This is a genomic window from Desmonostoc muscorum LEGE 12446 (assembly GCF_015207005.2).
In the GTDB taxonomy this organism is placed as follows: Bacteria; Cyanobacteriota; Cyanobacteriia; order Cyanobacteriales; family Nostocaceae; genus Nostoc; species Nostoc muscorum.
Genome location: NZ_JADEXS020000001.1, coordinates 7,932,344 through 7,948,488 on the forward strand (window position 1 = coordinate 7,932,344; position 16,145 = coordinate 7,948,488).

Genomic DNA, 16,145 nt, shown 5'->3' on the forward strand with positions numbered 1-16,145 from the left:
CCCGCATCAACGGTTGATAACGGAGTTAAATGATTCAATTGCCTTAGTCTGACAAAAGAAAGACCGGGGTAGCTAGTGATTCAGCTTCAAAGATTCAAACAAAAAGGGAATTTAATAAATGGAGAAAAAAATAGTGAATAAGGATGATTTTATCTATCCTCGTGGCCGCTACTACGGTCAAGTAAAGCCAGAAAACTTGGTTTTTAATGCGAATTTACAGGAATTTGCCCAAAAAGTAAGCTACATTTGCAATCTAGAAACAGGTGGAAAAATGGCTCCAGATGAAGCTTATGATCAAATAAAGGATTTATGGAAACAGTTGAAACGGTCAAAAAAAGAGCTGAGAATCGGCGAAGATCCATTTCTGGATGACCAGGGAGAGGGTCAAGGTTGAAAAGTTAGTTCAGAGTCTAACCCAGAAAAAGCATTTATTGATCCTTTACTCTTAACGACTACTTAGTAAGCATTGTCCAAACACCATCCCAGGATTCTGGAGGCGGCGTTTGTTGGTAATTATAAGCACGTTCTAGGTGGATATTCACAGCTTGGTCTTTGGGTTTGATGCGTTTAGCGGCTTCAAAACAAGCGATCGCTTGTGAAAAATTCCGCAATAAATAAGCTGAGCGTCCAGTATGATAATGAAACAAAAACTCTTGAGTGTTGGCATCTAAAGGAATACTGCGATCGCCAACTAACTCGTAGATATTGACTGCTTGGTGTTTCCCTTTGACTCGAATTCTATCTAACTGGCGCACCCAAATGCGATCGCTGCAAAGTTGATAAGTAAATTCACTTAAAAGAATATCACAACCGTATTCCTTAGTTACCCCTTCCAAGCGCGAACTCAAATTTACACCGTCGCCAATTACGGTGTAATCCATGCGCTTGCGAGAACCAATATTACCCGAAACCACTTCCCCAGAACTAATCCCAATACCAATATGAATTTGTGGCTGCGCCTGGATAATTCGCCGCTGGTTAAATTCCTCTAAGCGGTGTCGCATATCCAACGCCGATTGTACAGCCCTCCAAGCATGATTTTCTGTAAGTGGTAGCGGCGCACCAAATACCGCCATTAAAGCATCGCCAATAAATTTATCGAGAGTGCCTTCGTAGTTAAAAACTGCTTCTACCATTGTTTCAAAATACTGATTGAGCAGCGATACCACCTCAGCTGCACCGAGATTTTCCGTAAGTGTAGTGTAGCCTCGGATATCAGAAAACAAGATGGTTACTTCCTTGCGTTCACCCACCATTAAAGCATCTTCCCCCAAAGCCATAACTTGTTCGGCTACATGGGGCGTTAGGTAGCGGGACATGGTAGTTTTCATGCGTTTTTCCTGACTGATATCTTCCAACACCACCAAACCACCGCGGACACCACCTTCTGGGTTAGTTAAGGGATTAACAGTGAGATTGATACTGCGTTCTAATATTTGCACGCGATCGGCTGTGAGAAACTTAGATTTGGGGGTTAGGGGTTGATTCCAAGGAATAAAAATATCAGGATTATAGCGATCGCGCACTGCTAAACTTAAGCATTGAGTTTTGGATACCGATTCCTGAATAAGATTCAAGACTGGGCACTGGCTCAACGCCCCGCTATCGCTAACAGCACTCATAACTTGGTACAGTCCCACTATCAAACTTTGCTCTGGCACATAATGTTTAGCTCCAGTTTTTAAACTATCTTCTAACCGTATTTGCAGATTTTCAATCGGCACAACTTCCCAAACTCGGCGGCCAATCAAATTTTGTTCCCACAATAGCTTGTTGCTTTTGGTATTAGCATCTCCGATGGGACAACCCAATAATTCTAATGCTGCATCATTAATTGTGACGATTTTTCCTGCCATGTCTGTAGAAATTACAGCATCAGAGAGACTTTGCAGAATGTCTTTTTGATATTGTTTTTCTAACAGCACATTTTCAAACAACCGAGCATTTTCTAAAGCAATCCCCGCCTGGATATTAAAAGCCCGCATAAACTCTTCATCAGAGGCAGTAAAACTGCTTTGTTGCTTATTAATTAATTGCGTTACACCAATCAATTCATTTGCCGAATTAAAGACTGGCAAACACAAAATATTGCGAGTTACATATCCAGTTTTTCTATCTGTAGTCGGGTCAAAACGGGGGTCTTTGTAGGCATCGGGAATATTTAGGGCTTCACCAGTAGAAGCTACATAGCCAACAATGCCACGGTTAGCAGGAATGCGAATTTCTATTAAATTTATGCCATCGGCCGCTGCTACTTTCGTCCACAGTTCGCTCATTTCTTTCCGATATAAAAACAGCGTACTGCGGTCTGCTTGCATTAAAATTCGAGCTTGCTCCATAACTATTTGCAAAGTTGCTTCTAAATCCAGACTTTGCCCTAGTGTTTGAGTTGCCCGCAGCAAAGCCGTTGCGCCTCTTTGATTGCGAGCAGCGACATAAAAAGATTGGCAGCTTTCCAGGATAATTCCAATAGAAGCAGCGAAATCTCGAAAACGTTCTTCATCATCATGATTAAATGGAATATTCCCAGTTTTATTAGCCAGTTGCACTACCGCCACAGTTTTGTTTTTGCTACTAATAACTGGCATACATAAAATATTCTGAATTTTGTAGCCCATTTGTTTTTCCAGTTCTGGGCTAAATAGAGGGTGAGTATAAGTTTCAGATATATTTAGATATTGACCTGTAGTAGCAACATGACCGGGGATACCCACTGTGATGGGAGTACGAATTTCTAAGAACTTTTGAGTATTATCTTGGGGAACTTTTGACCAAAGTTGGCCTTTGTCATGGTCAACTAAAAAAATAGCTGTGTGTTCTGCTTGGAGAATTTGACCAATTTTGAGCGTAATCGCTTCTAGGACTTTCTCCAACATAGTTTCTAGAGCTTCATTATTAATTAGTTCAATGGCTCTGAGAAATTGCTGAAACTCAGCCGTTATAAAGTCGAGTAAACAAACAAATTCATTAACAGATAAATCTTTAACGCGACGCAGTAAGGCGTGAGTACGATTAACTTGAGTCAGTTCAGTTAATGTAGCCAAGACGCTGCCAGGGTTAGGGAGTGTCATGGAAATTTTAGATTTTAAATTTTAGATTTTAGATTTTGGGCATGGGGCATGGGGCATTGGGCATGAGGCACAAGGGACGGAGGGGCAAAGGGGCGGAGGGGAAAGATTGCAGCAACTTCTCCTCTGCTCCTCTGCCCCCTGTTCCCCATCCTCCTCATCTCCCCCACTCCCCACTCCCTACTCCCCTATTTTGTCAATTATTGAGAAAATATCACCTTTTGATAGTAATTTTGTAACTGGGAAGTGGCAGCTGCCCAACCCCAACTTTCTGCTTCCTGGCGAGCATTTTGACGGATGATGTCTCGTTGTTGTTTCTGTTCTAAGAGGCGGACAGTAGCGGACAATGCTCCTTGAACGTCTGCTGTTGGCTCAAAAAGATATCCATTTACCCCATCTGTCACAATATCAGGGATTCCTCCAGAACGGGCTGCTACTACTGGACAACCGGCTGCCATTGCTTCTAGTAGTACTAAGCCTAGTGTTTCTGTTCGGGAAGGAAAAATAAAGGCATCAGCACTCGCAAAGGCAGAACCTAATTCTTGCCCCATGAGATACCCAACAAAATGGGTGTTTGTGCCGGCAAAGTGTTTTTCCAATGCTTGACGGTAGGGCCCGTCCCCAACCAATGCCAATCGTGCTTCGGGAATTGCTTCTAAAATTGGTTTGATGCGCTCAATTTCTTTTTCAGCGGAAAGACGGCCAACGTAAAGTAGCAAGGGACTTTCTGGATGATTTTGCGATAGACGCGATCGCATCTCTACACTAGCTAAATCGGGATGAAATAATTCCGTATCCACCCCACGCTGCCATAAATCTACCCGTTCAATACCGTGTGCTGACAGCTCCTCCATCATAGCTGTGGAGGTACACAGATTCAAAGCTGCTTGATTATGAGCGCCTTTGAGCAGTTCCCAAAGCAGCCCTTCTAGCATCCCCAAGCCGTAATGCTGGAGATACTGGGGTAAATGGGTATGATAAGACGCCACTAAGGGGATTTTCAGGATTTTGCTATAAAATATGCCAGATAAACCCAAAACTGCTGGATTCACGACATGAATAATATCTGGCTGAAACTCTTCTAAAGTGTAACCAATGGCTGGGCGGGGAAGTGCCATTTTTAATTCTGGATACAATGGCAGAGGAAAGCCAGTAACGCCGTAAACTTTAGCGCCTTTGTGTTCTGTTATGCCTCCATCAGGGGCAATCACCAGCACTTGATTACCATTGCGTTGTAGATGATCAACGGTGTGGCGCAGGCGCGTTACAATGCCGTCAACCTTGGGCAAAAAGGTTTCGGTGAATAGAGCAATTCTCATAAAAAACTATTCAGTCCAGGCAGATAATCTCAGCTTTTCTTGCGTTTCGCTATCAAACACAGAGTAAACTATCTCCCGTGGTGTAATCAATTGTTCACAGTCAGACTTAATGTTTTGGCGCTGCTTTTGTACAAAGTCTGAGATGTCCTCAATGTTTAAAATCCAATCTTTGGCGTAAGCAGTTAGCACTTGACCCCGTAACCCTAACTGAATAGCACGTCGTTCTAATTTTGTCCCAGATGGGTGATGGTCTGGGTCCCACTGCAAGCGAACTTGTGAGTGCTTCAGTGCTGTTTGCCACGCACTTATATTGGGATAAAGTTCTGGAACGTAGCTCGAATGAACAGCCGCTCTTAAAATTTCATCAAAAGCTGAACGCTTAATCCAAATAGCTAACACTACCTCTTGCCCAATTTTTGTACCCCATCCAGAACGATACATCATCCAGAGGAAGTTAGGTTTTATCCAACTCATGCGGTCAAAACTGAACTTACCACCAAAATAACCGTAGGTGGCGGCGAAGTTCCCAATAGCTGGACGATATGCCTGATAAACAACTATTGAATGGTCGTCATATTGTGCTAGGATATGACGACCAGTTTTTGGCCAGTTATTGACTTGAGTTAAATAAGGTTCCGTTATCAGCCGCACGTGGGGTAAACTCTAACTTCTGTGCCAAGAGACTTTGGGCAGAATTTGTTTTTTATCAACTCGTTTTTGATACTTGATTGCAAAGTTTAACAGAGAATCAAGTAAAGAATCAGAAAGAAAATGCGGCTGTAAACCTAAATCCAGCAATTTGGTGTTTTTAGCGTTAAAGTAATGTTCTTCTTTCTCGACTCTGGGATTATCTAGGTGATTGATTTCTACATTCAACCCCATTGCATTCCCAGCTTTTTTCACCAATAATGCCAAGTCGCCGACGCTGAATTGTTCGGTAAATTGGTTAAATACGCGGAATTCGCCAGCTTCGGCAGGGTTAGCGATCGCTAATTCCACACATCTGACTGTATCCCGAATATCCAAAAATCCGCGAGTTTGTCCACCTTTGCCGTAAACGGTCAGGGGGTGTCCAATGGCTGCTTGAATACAAAAACGGTTCAGTGCGGTACCAAACACGCCATCATAATCCAGCCGATTAATCAATAATTCGTCCATCCCCGTTTCTTCGGTTAAGACGCCGTAAACCACACCCTGATTTAAATCCGTTGCCCGCAATCCCCAAATCCGGCAAGCAAAGTGAATGTTATGACTATCATGGACTTTGCTCAAATGGTACATCGAACCAGGTTGCTTGGGATAAGGTAGGGTATCCTTGCGTCCATTGTGTTCAATGGTGATGTACCCCTCTTCGATGTCAATGTTGGGTGTACCGTATTCACCCATCGTCCCCAGCTTCACCAAATGACAATCTGGGAAATCTTCCCGCATGGCATACAGTATGTTCAACGTACCAACTACGTTATTTACCTGGGTGACAACTGCATGTTCGCGGTCAATCATCGAAAATGGAGCCGAGCGCTGTTCGCCAAAATGCACTATGGCATTTGGCTGAAATTGATGTAATGCTTTGTTGAGAAACTCGTAATTAGTAATATCGCCAATGAACAGGTCGATAGATTTACCAGTTAAATCTTGCCAGCGCTGGAGGCGTTGCTGAATAAGTGCGATCGGGGTGAGAGTTTCAACACCCAGCTCATTATCCCAGTGCCGCCGCACCAAACTATCTAAAATTCCAACTTCATAACCTCGATTGGAAAGGTAAAGAGCAGTTGCCCAACCGCAATATCCATCGCCACCAATAACCAGGACTTTCATCTTCACCAGTTTTTACTCGCTGATAGCTAAATCTATCAGGTTTCTGTCCCCTCTCAATCATCATTCTGAGAGAGATGTAGATTTTAGGGGAATGGGGAGTGGGGAGTAGGGAGTAGGGGGGATGAGGGAGATGAGGGAGATGAGAGAGCAGGGGATGCAGGGGGGAAATAACTCAGCACGCGGCTCACCGCCCCGGTATCGCTAACAGCACTCCCAATGCTCCATAACTTAAGACTTTGGAATCCGATACTGCTGGGCAATGTAATAAAACAAGGGGTAGTAATCTGGAAATTTTTGGCTGTTACTTCGTCCCTGCCAGTAGTATTTCACTTGATTCTGAGTTAGTGTCAGTGTCATTGAAGCTGCTCGTTGGTCGGCTTCTACAACCAGTACCCCAGATATTCCTTGGGCAGTCTGAAAGTTGGGTTTTATCTTTTTCCCAGGCTCCTGGTCTTTGACAATGGAATTTGGTAGCTGTTGACTTGCCCACCCGCGAATTTTCACTGAGTTATCCTGTGGTGAAATAAACGTAATTCCATCATTGTTTTCTGGGGCTGCCAAAGAAGTCCAATTACTGGGATATGGAAACTCAAAACCATAACGGGAGTTGCTATAAGTTTTCCAGGCGATCGCTTCGACGTTAAAATCAGTCCCAGCACAACCCCACAGGATTATTAACAGGGCAGTGAAAGAGCTAACGCTGGCGGCAAACCGATAAATTATTCGCCCCAAAGTACAGGTTTTATTAGCAGTAGCCATTTACATCACGCATTTTGCCACAAGTAATTAAAAAATAAGCCAAGTCAGTCAATCATTGCTTCATAACTAGTTCTCGTTGCCGGAAAAATCTCAGCATGGCTAGTTATCAACAGCATTTCAGCCACAAATATAAACAAATGTAACGAAACTGCCGTCAAAACGTTTTACCGTCTTGACAACCAATAAAAGAACCGATAACTTGATATACATACCCGGGTAAGACCGTTAAAGAGTTATATGCAAACGCAAACTAAGCAAAAGGTCACTTTGTATTTATCGCCAGAGTTGCACAGAAAACTGAAGATTCGTTCAGCAGTTGACTGCCAACACATGTCAGAACTTGCCGAACGTGCCCTCGTTTTTTACCTGTCTAATTCAGAATTAGTTGATGAAGTGGAAGCTTCATCTTATGGGCGGACTCATAGAGTTTATTCATGCCCAACTTGTGATAGCTCACTAGTCTTACGTGATGGGGAACTGGTTAATTTGGGCAATCAACCAGGAGTAGTTGGTCAAGAGCATCTTTCCATTGATGAAATGGATGAAGATGAAACCCATCCCAAGGGTGAGGAAGAGTTGGTTCCTTGCTAGATAGGAATGATGAATGACTAAATTCATCATTCGGTTGCCTTTACCGAAAGCAATGTCTCTACTGTCTCTATAAGGTCTCGAGAAGGTCGATGTATGAAAGAAGAGCTCAATATCCTAATTCAAGCTCAATACCCTTTAATCTACCTTGTGACCTCCGAGGAGGAGCGGGCTGAGCAAGCAATTTCCACGATCGCCCAGTTGTTAAAGCCCCAGCGCCGAGTATTTGTTTGGACAGTAACACACGGCATTGTGGAGTACGGTCAACCCCGGAATGTCACCCAACACAATACCGTATCTCCAGAGGCGGCAATTGAGTGGATTATCCGGCAAAAAGAACCAAGTATATTTATTCTTAAAGATTTACATCCGTTTATTGATGCGCCTGCAACCACCAGATCGTTACGTGATGCGATCGCCAGCTTCAAAGGTACGCAAAAGAACATCATTTTGATGTCCCCGATGCAGCAAGTACCTATAGAACTGGAAAAGGAAGTTGTAGTTCTGGACTTTCGCCTGCCAGATATGGCTGAGTTGAATAAAGTACTGACTTATCACATAGACCAAAATCGTGGGCGGCGGTTGACAACAGAGGCTAGAGAAAAACTTCTCAGGGCAGCTTTGGGTTTAACCAAAGATGAAGCTGAAAAAGTCTACCGTAAGGCACAGGTAACTACAGGGCGTTTGACGGAAGATGAGGTAGATATCGTTTTATCTGAGAAAAAGCAACTAATTCGGCGCAATGGTATCTTAGAATACATTGAAGAAGATGAAACCATTGATGCTGTAGGTGGCTTAGAAGAGTTAAAAAGATGGCTCAAGCAGCGTTCTAACGCTTTCACAGAAAGAGCGAGAGAATATGGTTTGCCTCAACCAAAAGGGATGTTAATTCTAGGAGTTCCCGGTTGCGGTAAGTCATTAATTGCCAAAACTACTTCCCGACTGTGGGGTTTACCACTGTTGCGATTGGACATGGGGCGAGTCTACGACGGCTCAATGGTGGGACGAAGTGAAGCAAACTTGCGTAACGCCCTGAAAACAGCAGAATCTATTTCCCCAGCAATTTTGTTTATCGATGAATTGGATAAATCTTTTGCTGGTAGTGCAGGCTCCTCCGATTCTGATGGCGGGACTTCAAGTAGAATCTTCGGTTCTTTCCTGACATGGATGCAAGATAAGAAATCTCCAGTGTTTGTTATGGCAACCGCCAACCGAGTTGAACGGTTACCTGGGGAATTTCTGAGGAAAGGACGCTTTGATGAAATTTTCTTTGTGGACTTGCCAACTCCAGAAGAACGCCAAGATATTTTTAATATTCACCTAACGAAGCGCCGCGAAGACATCTCTCGATTTGACCTTGAGCAACTAGCTAAGATGTCTGATGGCTTCTCTGGTGCAGAAATTGAACAAGCGATCGTTGCGGCAATGTATGAAGCTTTTGCCCAAGATCGGGAGTTCACACAACTAGATATTATTGCTGCGCTGAAGGCAACATTGCCGCTGTCTCGAACGATGCAAGAACAAGTAACGGCTCTGAGAGATTGGGCCAGACAGCGAGCGCGTCCCGCAGCATCCTCCGTTGCTGAATATCAGCGAATGGAGTTTTAAAAGCTTTCCTCTGCCATCCCAGGGGGAAAGGCTAGCTTTAGTGCTAGCAGTTATGAAAAAAGCCGCCTCCTGCTAAGTGCGGCTTCGCCCAAAACAAACCGTTGTCGTATTTCTCAATCTTCTCATTGGAGGAAACCCAAATGTCTCACTTTAGCACCCTGCGTACCAAAATCACCGATGCCGAAATCCTCAAAGCTTCTTTGCGCGACCTCGGTATCAGCGTAAAGACTGAAGCTGATGTCCGTGGTTATAACGGTCAGCGCGTTCGTTCCGATATCGTTGCCGTATTGGAAGGCGAATATGACTTGGGCTGGTCTCGCAACAGCGATGGTTCTTTTGACCTAATCGCTGACCTGTGGGGCGTTGCTAAAAAGCACAACCAAACCGAGTTGATCAACTCCATTAACCAAAAATATGCTGTTAACAAGACCTTGGCTGAAGTAAAACAGCGCGGTCTACAAAACGCCAATGTGAAGTTGGTATTGCAATAACAATTTCTCTGCGCGTTCCCAAAGCTGCACGGGTTAACCAGGCATTAGCGGTTAGCCCGCTTTTTTTTCGGGACTGAGAAATAAATCTCAGTCCCTATCTAATTTTTATAAAATTGTATTGTTCAGTCGCACTCAGCTAAACATAAATAAGTCTAGCTCATCTACATTGTGAATAATGTCGGAATCAGAAACATCATATGCTACAGCTAGTTCAATACTTGCTTGCAGTCTCAATTTTATATTTAAATTAGGGTTAAAAGCTGCTTGAGCTAAGCTATCCAATTTTTCATAAGTAGCAATAATATTATCGACAGTAGCCTTGTAATCTTGATCAATTTGAGCAAGGAATTTTTGATAATGTTGCTCTACTTGCTTACAAAGTTTTGTATTTTCTCCTAATAAATCTTTGCAGAAATCAGAAACTATACGACCAGCAATTGAACCAATAACCGCACCAACCACAGGAATAGGTATCAATGCTTGTCCTATGGCTGCTCCAGTTGCCACTATTGCGGAATCTGCACAAGCAAATAAACTCAACTCTACAAATTCTTCTGAAGAAATTTCTCCGCGATTCAAACTTTTGACCAAACTGGCAACTTCCATACCAGCACTGACAAATGCACCAGCTAAGGGTGCAGACATCTCGGTGAAATTCGTTAACCCATAAATTGCCGTTGCTGATATACCACTCAGTGCAGCACCTTTAGCTGTATCTAGGCCAACTTCTCTCCAGTCTTCAAGTGTTAACTCACCTTTAAAAACATTTTTTCCTTTTTTATACTTACCATAAATTTTAGTAGCAAATCTAATGCTACCTCCTATAACTGCACCTTTAACAGCAACTCGTCCAAAATCAGCTATGTTAGGTTCAGCTTCGGTACGTATTCTGTCTTTAATTTCTGCGTTATCTCTTTTTAATTCTCTATCATAGCGATCTAGCGTCTCATCCACTTTACCTATTTGTACATCTGAATAGTTAGATGATGCAGATTGGACAGTTTGATTAAAAGGACGGCCAGAAAGCTGTTCTATCTCATGAACTTTTTCTTGTATTCTTTGAGCAGTACGAGTTGTTATTCCTTCTACATTTTCACCATTCAAAATTTTTTGAATAGTTTCATACTGATCTTTAGGGATATGGTAAAAAGACCCATCTCTTCCAAAATTATCATATTTCTTCATGTGGTCGAGAACATGATCCAGAGTATTTCCCGTACCATTGATAAATTTAGACTGTACCTGAACCCCGTTAATTAAATAATCCTCTGGTGCTGTTCTTCCAACTCCCTCAAATGTGGCGCGAGGAGTCGAAGAGTTCAAGAGCGATTTAGCATTACGAATACCAACTTCTACTTGTTCAGCTATTTCACCGTGTTTTGTGCTTGTATTTCCCAAGATATTTTCAGGGGTAGCTAAAAAATCACGGACTTTATCAACTTCTTGAATAGCTGCAAAAAAGGCTTGATCTTGTTTACTGAGTTCCGCAGTTAGTTGTTCTGCATGGTGCAAATTATCTTCTAATACTATTGCAGCAATAAATTGATTTGTCTGATGTCTATTTTCCAATTTATCCATATACCAAACCTTTCATGTATTGATTGATATAGCAAAATAATTGAGCTACCAAAGAAACGAGGTTAGTAGCTCACTATAAACTTACAAATTCTTTCTACAGCTTGAGGTCTACTGTTTTTTTGAGTGACTGACTCAGCGCATGGATAGAATTAATTAAAGCTGCCAGTCTTTCTTTGAAAGGCTGACTGAATTCTGGGTAATCTTTAGGAGCATTCTTTTGAAAGTATTGGATTTCGCTATAAATGAGATCAGCTAATCTAATAGTTTCTTTCTCAATAAGTTCTACTTCTTGTCTTGATGCGTTGACTTTAGGTATCAAACCTTCAATTTCAAAGGCGCGGCTATTGGCTTCTTTGCCAATTTTCTTATTTTCATGCTCTAAAAATAATCCACTAGTAGCTAAAGCTGCACCTCCAATAGCCCAGCCAACAGGCCCAGCCATTGCTAGAAATGCACTTCCACCTACCATACCACTACCTCCAGCAGTAAGCGCACCACCACCTAAAAAGGCTAAAGCAGCATTAGTAGCCGCAGCACCAGAAAGAGAAGATATTGCCACACCTGTTGACGCTGTGCCGAAAGTGGTTGCAAATGCCATTGCAGCTGTCGGGCCAAGAAAGGCAACTCCTGCACCGGCGACTAATCCAGCACCAGCAGTAGAACCTGCTACGAAGTTTTTGTTAGTGCCTGCATAAATTAGTTCCCAGTCTTTGCCTGTAATTTCTTGAAGCTGAAATTTAAGTTCAGCAATAACTTTGCTAAATTCTTTTGGGGAATTTGCCAGTGTGTTTATGTAACTTTCGCAAAGTTTAATAGTCTCAACTCCACGCTTTACTCGCTTTTGATAAAGACTTGCAGCCGCATCTTGTAAAGACTTACAGACGTTTTCATATTTATCTACTGCACTGCGTAGCCTCTGTTGAGCCTCTTTCCTGTATGTTCTTTTAAACATTGATTCCTCAAAAAATAAAAATAATTGGTTGCCTTAAGAAGGGCCATTGAATACAATATATTCAAAATATGATTACAATCATAATTGTATAAACACTTAAATTAGACTCTGGAAGTATTTATTTGATTATGGGATGAGCATCAAATGATTTTAATTTAAAGTACAAGATATACTTAATCGAGTTAATAGTAGTAAATTAATTTATTGGAAAAAATGAACTGTTTATCTTTTTGTTTATTTTCTAAAACCTAGATAAAGTATACATTTAAATTAAGTAAGATTACTATAGTAATTTTTCTGTGATTACTAAAAATTTATATAGGTTTTAAGATTTTGAATTCATTTTCTACCAAACTTGACTTAAATATAAAATCAACCCAGGTAGTAACATTTTACTGTACAGTGTCTTAAATTACATTCTCTTCATCTGGGTAAGCCTCAGCAAAAGGCCGCATATACTTAAGGTCAGGTGCTGAGAATCCCTTCATATCTGGGGAAGCTATTTGACGACTACGGCTATATTACAGTAGCAGCGCTTTAATCGCTGCTATAAAATATGACAGATGATAATGATAAATTATGACAATATTCACAATTGGTCACTCAAATCATTCAATTGAAACTTTCATCGCACTTTTAAAGCAACACGGAATTACTGCTGTAGCTGATGTACGTTCCAGCCCTTATAGCCATAGATTTCCACACTTCAACCAAGCTTCTTTAAAAACTGCATTAAATACTGCAAATATAGCGTATGTTTTCCTTGGTAATAACCTTGGTGCCCGTCCTAATGATAGAAGCTGTTATGTAGAAGGTGTAGCTCGCTATGATTTGATTGCTGTAACAGAAGCTTTTGCTACGGGATTAAATCGTCTTGTTAAAGGTACTGAAGAACATCAAATTACTTTGATGTGTGCTGAACAAGATCCTATCGTTTGTCATAGATCTATTTTGGTGTGTCCACATTTGCAGAAGGCTGGTTTAGAAATTAAACATATTCATAAAAATGGTGAACTAGAGTCACATGAATTATTAGAAAGAAGATTACTAAAGATACACCATCTAGACAAATTATTACCTGCTTCTCCAGATTCAAATCATGATAATCAGTCAGGGAAACAGCTTTCTCTGTTTGATATCAATCCTTACGATCGCAATTATCAAGAAATGGCTCCTATCGCTAAACCTCTCCTGCGTGAAGAATTAATTCAAAAAGCATATCAACTCCAAGGTGAGAAAATAGCGTATGTAGAAAACATAGAGCTAGAGCAATCTCATGAATCAGCTAGTTAATCTATTTACTATTGGGTTTACACAGAAAAAAGCAGAGCAGTTCTTTGAAACACTTCTCAATGTTGGTGTGAAACGAGTCATTGATACTCGACTTAACAATGCTTCACAACTTGCTGGATTTACAAAAAAGCAAGATTTAGAGTATTTTCTCCGTAAAATTGGGGGAATTGAATACATTCACATTCTTGATTTGGCTCCAACTAAAGATATTCTCGACGAATATAAAAAGAAGCAAATAAATTGGGCAATATATGAACAGAGGTTCAATCAACTCATTACAGAGAGAAAGATTGAGAAGAAGGTTTCTTTAGACCTTCTGAATGAAGGATGTTTGTTGTGTAGTGAGGCAAAGCCTCATAATTGCCATCGCCGATTAGTTGCTGAGTATCTGCAACGTAAGCTAGACAAAACTATCAACATCCATCACCTCTAAATATCATAGCGATCGCGGTGCAAAAAGGAGGTTAAAAATGCCTACTTTTGATATTATTTGCCTTGCCAAATCTACCAAGCATGGCGGAATGTGTATTGCTGGTATCAGAACCGATGGTTTAGGGTGGTTTCGTCCAATTGCCAATAAAAAAGATGGTACTTTATATCCAGAACATTACACTCTAGAAGATGGCAGAGAACCTCAAATTTTTGACATTATCCGAATTCAATGTTCTAGACCTCAACGAAGATGTCACCACCCAGAAAATTGGTTAATCGAACCGAATAAGTTATGGAAAACTGTCGGTACTCCAACTCTCTCTCAAGTTCAACAACTTCTGAATCCAGAAGTGATAAAACACTCTTGTTCTGCGGAACTTTTAGGAAATTCAGATAAACGAATATGCTATAATGACTTGAAATTAGTGGCGGCTGAATCTTCATTAGCCTTGATAAAGCCCCGTGAACTTCAATGGGAAATTAATCCAGAACACAAAAAATATAGAGCTAATTTCTCATTGGGAGGAACAAGTTATAACTTTCCGATTACCGATCCTCTCTGGAAATCTCAACTTGAATGTTTGGAAGAGGGAATATATTCTTGTGAAGAAGTTATAGAAAAACTTGAACTAGAAAATTATGATTGTAATAATTTTCTCCTAACCATTAGCTTAGGTGAACCTTTTTCACCAACAGAAACAGAAGAAGAATTTTGTTATAAATTAGTTGCAGCAGTTATCAACGTTGCAGATATTAAGAAACGTTTTGGATGGATATAGTAGTTCCCTTTGATTGTTGAAATTATTTCCTTAGGCAGGGAGTAGGGAATCAGGCTTTTCGAGTTGAGGGCGAATTTATTCACTGATAGTAGTCCGCTTTTTCATGATTTCAAATCTTCACGCCATGTAAAAATAATTTGTTCCTCAGCTTGCCGAAATTCAATATTAAATTTATCAAATACAACTTCTCGCCCTAAAAGCAATTGTTCTCCGCCTGTATTGGTTTGTAACCATGCTACAGGAGCAATCAAATTGTGTTCGTCAATTATCATTTCTACATTACGTAAAACATACTCAACTCTGCCACCTATAGTTTCTGCCAACAAAGTTGATTCTGAATCAGCCAAAGCATAGCCTAAATCTTGACCAACTTTCAATGAAATTAAACTTAATTCCGCACCAGAATCTACTAACATTGTTGTATTAGATTCTATATCTCTGTGTTTTAAAATAACGCTATAATTTGGTTGCCAATCATGGCGAGCTATACTACGGAAGCGAATTGGTAAAATTTCTACAGAAGCAGTACGACGAGGAACTAGGTAAATTAAAAAAGGCTGTTTTGCCGCATTAGCTAATGCTAAAACTTCGCGTAAGTTTTCGCTGTGAGCAATTATTCCATTTGCATTGTAAGCAATATATTGATTTTTATATAAATCCAATAGCATCTGGCGGTTACGATTCAACCATTTGAGCATTTCATCTCTTTCAGTTTTAGACGGTGTTGTGTTCATATAATTAATGTTTGACAAAAGTCGTAAAATTGGTCATCGGTTAGAGCGATCGCGGGTTGCAATTGCAAGACAATTGGTACAATCTCTGTGACTATGGGTAAGTTGGTGGTCATAATTGCTTTGTGGGTACTTCACCTGCCTTAACTATAGTCTCTTCACGCCCGATTGTAATTCGTTAACAATTCGTTCTAGTTCTTGTGTCATCCAATCATTACCTGTTTGATAATAAACTTCAATTAGTGACTGGTAAAACCACAAAGTCTTTTCTTTGCCATTATTAAACTCAACCCAAATAGCATCTCCCCGTTGGTGCCAATCTGCTAATAACGATCTAGCATTATGCAATTTGTCTGCTAATGATACCAGCCTTACAGATGGTGATGCATGGCGCAGGTTTTCTAAATAGCGCTGTTTCCGTTCTAGCCAGGGGGGTTTAGGAGGTGTGTCCCACTCTGTACAGCCATCGATTATTGCTATTACTACTTCACCAAAACGTTGACGGATATCTTCACGGGTGAGTTTACCGCCTTGGTCTTCGATACTATCATGCAACAGAGCTGCGATCGCTTCTTCTTCACTTCCACCAGCTTCTATTACCAAAGCTGCTACACTCAGTAAATGTGATATGTAAGGAACGCCGCTAATTTTGCGTGTTTGATTAGCATGGAGACGAGTTGCATAAACTAAAGCTGATTCAAATTTTTCTGTGAGTTTAACTGTGTTCAT

General features: G+C 41.0%; 16 protein-coding genes. 7 read left to right on the plus strand and 9 right to left on the minus strand.

Going from position 1 to position 16,145, the window contains the following annotated elements:
• Positions 1–118: 118 nt before the first annotated feature.
• Positions 119–394 carry a DUF7219 family protein gene (locus IQ276_RS32620; protein ID WP_190879854.1) on the plus strand — a complete coding sequence of 92 codons (276 nt, stop codon included), beginning with the start codon at positions 119–121 and terminating at the stop codon, positions 392–394.
• Positions 395–452: 58 nt separating this feature from the next.
• On the opposite strand, the gene IQ276_RS32625 is transcribed toward IQ276_RS32620, so the two are convergent.
• From IQ276_RS32625 to IQ276_RS32645, 5 genes are all read right to left on the minus strand, one after another.
• Positions 453–3,071 (minus strand): GAF domain-containing protein, encoded by a 2,619-nt coding sequence (locus IQ276_RS32625; protein WP_193924939.1) that lies wholly within the window; start codon positions 3,069–3,071, stop codon positions 453–455.
• 197 nt (positions 3,072–3,268) lie between these two features.
• Complete coding sequence (locus IQ276_RS32630) at positions 3,269–4,387, minus strand: glycosyltransferase family 4 protein (RefSeq protein WP_193924623.1); 1,119 nt, start codon at positions 4,385–4,387, stop codon at positions 3,269–3,271.
• A gap of 6 nt (positions 4,388–4,393) precedes the next feature.
• Entirely contained in the window at positions 4,394–5,038 is a 645-nt protein-coding gene (locus IQ276_RS32635; protein ID WP_193924626.1) for a DUF4291 domain-containing protein, read from the minus strand.
• Positions 5,039–5,050: 12 nt separating this feature from the next.
• Positions 5,051–6,205 (minus strand): NAD-dependent epimerase/dehydratase family protein, encoded by a 1,155-nt coding sequence (locus IQ276_RS32640; protein WP_190879931.1) that lies wholly within the window; start codon positions 6,203–6,205, stop codon positions 5,051–5,053.
• A gap of 228 nt (positions 6,206–6,433) precedes the next feature.
• Entirely contained in the window at positions 6,434–6,964 is a 531-nt protein-coding gene (locus tag IQ276_RS32645) for a hypothetical protein (protein ID WP_193916470.1), read from the minus strand.
• A 237-nt stretch (positions 6,965–7,201) separates the two neighbouring features.
• Between IQ276_RS32645 and IQ276_RS32650 the strand changes: the two genes are divergently transcribed.
• The 3 genes from IQ276_RS32650 to IQ276_RS32660 all read left to right on the plus strand — a co-directional run bounded on the left by IQ276_RS32650 (position 7,202) and on the right by IQ276_RS32660 (position 9,651).
• Positions 7,202–7,555: a slr0373 family blue light stress response protein gene (locus IQ276_RS32650; protein WP_190879864.1), complete on the plus strand. Its 354-nt coding sequence runs from the start codon at positions 7,202–7,204 to the stop codon at positions 7,553–7,555.
• Positions 7,556–7,648: 93 nt separating this feature from the next.
• Positions 7,649–9,160, plus strand: a complete 1,512-nt coding sequence (gene ycf46, locus IQ276_RS32655; protein WP_190879866.1) for a stress-responsive protein Ycf46 — start codon at positions 7,649–7,651, stop codon at positions 9,158–9,160.
• Positions 9,161–9,300: 140 nt separating this feature from the next.
• Complete coding sequence (locus tag IQ276_RS32660) at positions 9,301–9,651, plus strand: DUF1257 domain-containing protein (protein ID WP_015136553.1); 351 nt, start codon at positions 9,301–9,303, stop codon at positions 9,649–9,651.
• Between the two features lie 132 nt (positions 9,652–9,783).
• Here IQ276_RS32660 and IQ276_RS32665 read toward each other — a convergent pair whose 3' ends face one another.
• Both IQ276_RS32665 and IQ276_RS32670 read right to left on the minus strand, forming a co-directional pair.
• On the minus strand, positions 9,784–11,229 hold the full coding sequence (locus IQ276_RS32665; protein WP_193916468.1) for a hypothetical protein: 1,446 nt from the start codon (positions 11,227–11,229) through the stop codon (positions 9,784–9,786).
• 94 nt (positions 11,230–11,323) lie between these two features.
• Positions 11,324–12,181 (minus strand): hypothetical protein, encoded by an 858-nt coding sequence (locus IQ276_RS32670; RefSeq protein ID WP_193916466.1) that lies wholly within the window; start codon positions 12,179–12,181, stop codon positions 11,324–11,326.
• Positions 12,182–12,760: 579 nt separating this feature from the next.
• Between IQ276_RS32670 and IQ276_RS32675 the strand changes: the two genes are divergently transcribed.
• The 3 genes from IQ276_RS32675 to IQ276_RS32685 are packed head-to-tail and all read left to right on the plus strand — an operon-like array spanning position 12,761 to position 14,685.
• Positions 12,761–13,474: a DUF488 domain-containing protein gene (locus IQ276_RS32675; protein ID WP_193916464.1), complete on the plus strand. Its 714-nt coding sequence runs from the start codon at positions 12,761–12,763 to the stop codon at positions 13,472–13,474.
• On the plus strand, positions 13,458–13,907 hold the full coding sequence (locus IQ276_RS32680) for a DUF488 domain-containing protein (RefSeq protein ID WP_193916462.1): 450 nt from the start codon (positions 13,458–13,460) through the stop codon (positions 13,905–13,907). The genes IQ276_RS32675 and IQ276_RS32680 overlap by 17 nt, the downstream gene beginning before the upstream one ends.
• 37 nt (positions 13,908–13,944) lie before the next feature.
• Positions 13,945–14,685, plus strand: a complete 741-nt coding sequence (locus IQ276_RS32685) for a dual OB domain-containing protein (protein ID WP_193916460.1) — start codon at positions 13,945–13,947, stop codon at positions 14,683–14,685.
• 101 nt (positions 14,686–14,786) lie between these two features.
• On the opposite strand, the gene IQ276_RS32690 is transcribed toward IQ276_RS32685, so the two are convergent.
• Positions 14,787–15,419 (minus strand): retropepsin-like domain-containing protein, encoded by a 633-nt coding sequence (locus tag IQ276_RS32690; RefSeq protein WP_193916457.1) that lies wholly within the window; start codon positions 15,417–15,419, stop codon positions 14,787–14,789.
• A gap of 144 nt (positions 15,420–15,563) precedes the next feature.
• Complete coding sequence (locus IQ276_RS32695) at positions 15,564–16,145, minus strand: HD domain-containing protein (RefSeq protein WP_193916456.1); 582 nt, start codon at positions 16,143–16,145, stop codon at positions 15,564–15,566.

Bases quoted from the DNA above. Each gene is read 5' to 3' on its own strand.
- IQ276_RS32625 (WP_193924939.1), bottom strand. From the start codon at position 3,071: ATGACACTCCCTAACCCTGGCAGCGTCTTGGCTACATTAACTGAACTG.
- IQ276_RS32670 (WP_193916466.1), bottom strand. From the start codon at position 12,181: ATGTTTAAAAGAACATACAGGAAAGAGGCTCAACAGAGGCTACGCAGT.
- IQ276_RS32695 (WP_193916456.1), bottom strand. From the start codon at position 16,145: ATGAACACAGTTAAACTCACAGAAAAATTTGAATCAGCTTTAGTTTAT.
- IQ276_RS32630 (WP_193924623.1), bottom strand. From the start codon at position 4,387: ATGAGAATTGCTCTATTCACCGAAACCTTTTTGCCCAAGGTTGACGGC.
- IQ276_RS32660 (WP_015136553.1), top strand. From the start codon at position 9,301: ATGTCTCACTTTAGCACCCTGCGTACCAAAATCACCGATGCCGAAATC.
- IQ276_RS32690 (WP_193916457.1), bottom strand. From the start codon at position 15,419: ATGAACACAACACCGTCTAAAACTGAAAGAGATGAAATGCTCAAATGG.
- IQ276_RS32645 (WP_193916470.1), bottom strand. From the start codon at position 6,964: ATGGCTACTGCTAATAAAACCTGTACTTTGGGGCGAATAATTTATCGG.
- IQ276_RS32685 (WP_193916460.1), top strand. From the start codon at position 13,945: ATGCCTACTTTTGATATTATTTGCCTTGCCAAATCTACCAAGCATGGC.
- IQ276_RS32675 (WP_193916464.1), top strand. From the start codon at position 12,761: ATGACAATATTCACAATTGGTCACTCAAATCATTCAATTGAAACTTTC.
- IQ276_RS32650 (WP_190879864.1), top strand. From the start codon at position 7,202: ATGCAAACGCAAACTAAGCAAAAGGTCACTTTGTATTTATCGCCAGAG.
- ycf46 (WP_190879866.1), top strand. From the start codon at position 7,649: ATGAAAGAAGAGCTCAATATCCTAATTCAAGCTCAATACCCTTTAATC.
- IQ276_RS32640 (WP_190879931.1), bottom strand. From the start codon at position 6,205: ATGAAAGTCCTGGTTATTGGTGGCGATGGATATTGCGGTTGGGCAACT.
- IQ276_RS32665 (WP_193916468.1), bottom strand. From the start codon at position 11,229: ATGGATAAATTGGAAAATAGACATCAGACAAATCAATTTATTGCTGCA.
- IQ276_RS32680 (WP_193916462.1), top strand. From the start codon at position 13,458: ATGAATCAGCTAGTTAATCTATTTACTATTGGGTTTACACAGAAAAAA.
- IQ276_RS32620 (WP_190879854.1), top strand. From the start codon at position 119: ATGGAGAAAAAAATAGTGAATAAGGATGATTTTATCTATCCTCGTGGC.